Source organism: Clostridioides sp. ZZV14-6153 (assembly GCF_020657855.1).
Classification (GTDB): domain Bacteria; phylum Bacillota; class Clostridia; order Peptostreptococcales; family Peptostreptococcaceae; genus Clostridioides.
Genome location: NZ_JAGWCZ010000038.1, coordinates 1 through 5,531 on the forward strand (window position 1 = coordinate 1; position 5,531 = coordinate 5,531).

At 27.4% G+C, this 5,531-nt stretch carries 3 protein-coding genes; 1 reads left to right on the plus strand and 2 read right to left on the minus strand.

Annotated elements, in window-relative coordinates; translation table 11 throughout:
• Positions 1-785 precede the first annotated feature (785 nt).
• Both nrdG and KGF46_RS19640 read right to left on the minus strand, forming a co-directional pair.
• Positions 786-1,325: an anaerobic ribonucleoside-triphosphate reductase activating protein gene (nrdG, locus tag KGF46_RS19635; RefSeq protein WP_227830474.1), complete on the minus strand. Its 540-nt coding sequence runs from the start codon at positions 1,323-1,325 to the stop codon at positions 786-788.
• Between the two features lie 21 nt (positions 1,326-1,346).
• A complete protein-coding gene (locus KGF46_RS19640; RefSeq protein ID WP_227861629.1) occupies positions 1,347-3,698 on the minus strand; it encodes an anaerobic ribonucleoside triphosphate reductase in 2,352 nt (783 codons plus the stop codon).
• A gap of 372 nt (positions 3,699-4,070) precedes the next feature.
• On the opposite strand from KGF46_RS19640, the gene KGF46_RS19645 reads away from it, so the two are divergent.
• A complete protein-coding gene (locus tag KGF46_RS19645; RefSeq protein WP_227861628.1) occupies positions 4,071-5,255 on the plus strand; it encodes a pyridoxal phosphate-dependent aminotransferase in 1,185 nt (394 codons plus the stop codon).
• Positions 5,256-5,531 lie beyond the last annotated feature (276 nt).

A 5,531-nucleotide genomic window follows, 5' to 3' on the forward strand; every position in this document is an offset into this window, starting at 1 on the left:
TATTGTTATCAAAATATCTGGCTTTATGGTTTGTTTCTTGTTTTATAAATTAACCTACTGTTTAATTTTCAAAGTTCTTTATGTTTATGCCCTTTTCTTGAGGACAAGTATTACTATACCAACTTTTTCTTTTAGAGTCAACAACTTTTTTTACATTTTTTATTTTTAAATTACCACTTTACCTCTCTATTGTAATATTATCCACATTATAAACAACTGATTCATATTGTTTTAACTTATTATATTAAATATTATCCACATTATAAACATATTTATCCACATATTACATAATTTATTATTTTTTGAATAAAGATAAATCCATATGTATAATCATTTCTCATTAGTCTGCTTATTTATATGATAAAATATGTTTACAACTTGAAAACTTTAGTTGAAAATGCTTACTTTAGTAGCAGCATTATTTTATCTCAAAAATATTAATAATAATATTAGTAGTAATAATAGTACACAAGCATATAATTTTATTAAAGTATTTATCAATACCTTAATATTTACTTCATAAATTTGTAGATTAACTAAAACGCTCACAATCTAACTAAATATTTTAGTTTCCTAGCCGAGAATCGATTAAACAATTTTTAATTTTTGAAACTCTATCTAAAAAGAATATACATTAAAACAAACTAATATATTATAAAACCAAAGCTATAACAGTTAATCTAATATAATTACATTTTATATAACACGTAATTAAACAAAAACTTTTTACATAAAAATAGACGAAGGTAAATATATTTTTATATTTACCTTCGTCTATTTACGTTCTATTCTGCTATAGATAAATCGTCTTTCATATACTGCTCAATTAAAAACACTTTTTTATACTTTAGGCTCTTCTGAACATCAATTATTCTTTGATTTGATGAACCTCTAAATTTTAAACTTATATCTTTTTTTTCATCTATAAATCTTCCGTCTACTAAAACATCAATCTGCTTTAATAGGTTCAAGTTTTTGAAATATGCACTATTTTTTTTATCTAGTAGTTGTTCAAATGTAAATCCTGTATAGGACCATACATCTAATCCAGTCTTTTTAGCTTCTTTTGCTATTTCTTCTAATGGTTCTGGTTGTAAAAATGGCTCTCCACCTGATAGTGTAATACCCTTTTGTAATTTTAGTGACTTTATCTCATTTATAATTTCTTTTGTATCCATATAAAAGCCACCACATAAATTATGTGTTTGAGGATTATGACATCCTTTACAATTATGAACACATCCTTGAGTCCATATTACCATTCTTAACCCTGGTCCATCAACTATACTGTCATGACTTATAGTAGATGACATTCTTATCTTCATAACTTATTCCTCCAAATAAAACTATCTATGTTTTACCCTATCTTTAACTTCAGCTTTTTTTGCATTGTTAAATCTGTCAACTGTACCAACTAAATATCCTGTTATTCGTCTTATTCTTTCAAATTTAATATCACTTTCATCTTCATTTCTTCCACATACAGGACATATATTACTTGCTATTACTCCCGAGAAACCACATATAGGGTCTCTATCCACAGGATGATTTATACTTCCGTATCCTATACCCAAATCTTTCATTGCTTTTATGACAGTTTCAAAAGCTTCTAAGTTATCAGATGGATCTCCATCTAGTTCTACATATGTTATATGACCTGCATTAGTAAATTCATGATATGGAGCTTCTATCTCAATTTTGCTATATGCACTTATATTATAATAAACTGGAACATGGAATGAATTAGTATAATACTCTTTATCTGTAATACCTTTAATTTCTCCATATACTTTCTTGTCTATTTTAGTAAATCTTCCTGAAAGACCTTCTGCTGGAGTACCCATCAAAGAGAAATTTAATTTATATTTGTCTGTAGCTTCATCCATTTTATGTCTCATATATGACACTATTTTTAGTCCTAACTCTTGTGCTTCCTTACTTTCTCCATGATGTTTACCTGTAAGAGCAATAAGACATTCTGCTAAACCTATAAACCCAATAGTCAATGTTCCTTGCTTTATTACTTCTTTTAATGTGTCTTCTGGTCCCAAATCATCAGAATCTTTCCATACACCTTGCCCCATTAAAAATGGGAAGTTTTTCATTTTTTTATTTCCTTGAACTTCAAGACGCTCTAATAATTGTTCTATAATTAGGTCCAATTTCTCATCTAGTTCTTTAAAAAACTCATCTAAATTAGTTTTATCATTTTTTATAATTCCATGTTTTATACCTAATCTTGGAAGATTGACAGTAGTAAAAGATATATTTCCTCTGCCACTAACTGTTTCTGGTCCACATACATTACTAAGTACTCTTGTTCTACAACCCATATATGTAGCTTCTGTATCTGGATCTCCTGCTTTATAATATTTAGCATTAAAAGGAGCATCTAAAAAGCTAAAGTTAGGAAATAATCTTTTAGCTGATACCCTACATGATAACTTAAATAAATCATAATTAGGATCTTCAGGATTTAAATTTACACCTTCTTTAACCTTAAATATCAATATTGGGAAAATTGGTGTCTCTCCATTACCTAAACCTCTTTCTTGTGATAATAATAGATTCTTAGTTACCATTCTTCCTTCTTCAGAAATATCTGTTCCAAAATTTACACTTGAAAATGGTACTTGTGCACCTGCTCTAGAATGCATTGTATTTAAGTTATGTATAAATGCTTCCATAGATTGATATGTCTTTTTATCAGTTTCTTTATATGACTCTTCAAATGCAAAGTTTTGCATGTTCTTTATAAGTTCTTCATCAATATTAAATGTTTCTCTTAGTTTTTCTTTTTCAGAGTTTAAATACAATTCATCTTTTTTAAGACCAACTTTTTTATTTGTTTCTTTCTCTGTTCTATATACTATGTCCTTTATTGCTTCATTATTTTCAATTCCTTTAAACAATTTTAATGCTTTAGCTAAGTTTCCTATGTAGAATTTTTTAAATGTCTTATACACACCTTCAGACAAACCATAATCGAAAAATGGTATACTTTGACCTCCATGTTGATCATTTTGATTACTTTGTATCGCAATTGCAGCTAAAGCTCCATAACTCATTATATCTTGTGGTTCTCTTAAGAAACCGTGACCAGTTGAAAAACCATCCTCAAATAGTTTTTTAACATCTATCTGACAACAAGTTAATGTTCCCATATTTAAAAAGTCCATATCATGTATATGTATATCTCCATTATCATGTGCGAAAGAATGTTCTGGCTTTAATATATGAGTCTTACAAAATTCTTTGGATACAGTACTTCCATATTGTAACATTGTTCCCATAGCTGTATTACCATTGATATTTGCATTTTCTCTTTTTATATCAGCATCTTCTGCATCCTCAAAAGTAATTTCCTCTATTGCCTTCATTAATCTTGTTTTTGAATTTCTTATTCTATTTCTTTCAGTTCTATATACTATGTACTCTTCACTAGTTTTTGCATGACCTGTTTCTATAAGAACCTTAACTACAGAATTTTGTATGTCTTCAACACTTGGAACTGATTCAGAATATTTATGATTTAGCAACTTTATTACTTCTTGAGTTAGTTGCTCAGATAACTTATAATCAGGTACAATACCTTCTCTTTCTGCAACATTTGTTGCTGCTAAAAATATAGCTCTTGTTATTCTATCTTCATTAAATGGAATCACTCTTCCATCTCTCTTTTTTACAAACTCAACCAATTAAAAAAACCTCCTATTACTATATATTGTATTTTATTAATCTACATACCACTATATGTAGTATATTAAGTCTAAAAAAATCCCCTTCAACTAAGTTAAAGGGATTATCTTAATAATTACTATATTAAGATTACCAAATTTGTACATAATAGTCAAACTAACGCAAATCATTGCAAATACTATGTAGATATTTTGAACATCAGCGTTTGTAACAACTTTGGAAGTCAAAATTTTTTTCTCTTTTTTTTACACTAATTTTAGGCAAAAAATACTTATTTTCATATGTATTAATATATATATCTACAAATTTCCTTATGTACATTTTTCAAATTTGTCGTATAATATAAATAATAATTTAAAAGGGGGCATTTTATGTTATCAAAAAGACTAAACTTTATAACTCCATCCTATACAATAGGTATTAGTTCAAAAGTTAAAGAAATGGAAAGTGACGGAATTAAAATAATCAACCTTAGTATAGGAGAGCCTGATTTCAATGTACCTAATGTTGCAAAATCTTATGGAATTGACTCTTTAAATAAAGATTGTACTAAATATGATTTAGTTCCTGGATTGAAAATACTTAGAGAAGAAATCTGTAAAAAACTTATGGAAGAAAATAACTGTAGATATTCAATAGATGAAATAGTTATATCAAGTGGAGCTAAAAATTCTATAACAAACACTTTGCTAGCGTTAACAGATGATGGAGATGAAGTGTTATTGCCAAAACCATATTGGGTTAGTTATCCTGAAATGGTTAAATTAGTTAATGCTATTCCAGTTTTTATTGACACTAAAAAAGAAAATGGATTCAAATTAACAAAAGAAGAACTTGAAAAATCTATAACAAGCAAAACAAAAATTCTTGTAATAAATAATCCTTCAAATCCTACTGGTAGTGTCTATACAAGAGATGAGTTGATTGAAATTGTAAAAGTATGTATACAGAATAAAATATATATTTTGGCAGATGAAATATATGAAAAAATCTGTTACACTGGAAATTTCACATCAGTTGCTTCATTAAGTGAAGAAGCAAAAGATATAACTATAACTGTAAATGGTTTTTCTAAATCAGCTGCTATGACTGGATTAAGATTGGGCTATACTGCTTCTAATAAAGCCATCGCTAAAGCAATGAGCTCTATACAAGGACATCTTATATCACATCCAAGCTTAACATCACAATACATAGCATATGGAGCTTTAAAAGATTGCTCGACTGATATATATGATATGGTTAAAACATATAAATCTAGAAGAGATTTAATCACATCTAAATTAGATTCTATCGAAAATGTAGAGTATGTAAATCCAGATGGTGCGTTTTATGCTTTTATAGACCTTTCTAAGATAGCTGAAAAGTTTAAATACAAAGATAGTTTTTCTATAGAATTTTGTAATCAATTTTTAGAAGAATACAATGTAGCAGTTGTTCCTGGAATAGCATTTGGTATGGATAAATATATTCGTATATCTTATGCTTGTAATGAAAATACTTTCTTGGATGGATTAGATAAATTAAAAGAATTTGTATCTAAGATAATGGCATAATAATTTTAATCAAACAATTTTTAAATTATAAGATATTAGATGATAATTAATAGATTGTGTATCTATATAATATATTTAACATCGTAATTAAAAACTTAAATAAAATAAAAACCTATTGATTTTCATATCAATAGGTTTTTATTTTATTTCTTATATTAATCTAGAATTTTATTTTAAACTTTAAATCAATACGACAAATAAAAAAATTACGTGGCTACGTCCTACTCTCCCAGGCAGTTTCCCACCAAGTACCATCAGCGCTAGAGAGCTTAACTT

Bases quoted from the DNA above. Each gene is read 5' to 3' on its own strand.
- nrdG (WP_227830474.1), bottom strand. From the start codon at position 1,325: ATGAAGATAAGAATGTCATCTACTATAAGTCATGACAGTATAGTTGAT.
- KGF46_RS19645 (WP_227861628.1), top strand. From the start codon at position 4,071: ATGTTATCAAAAAGACTAAACTTTATAACTCCATCCTATACAATAGGT.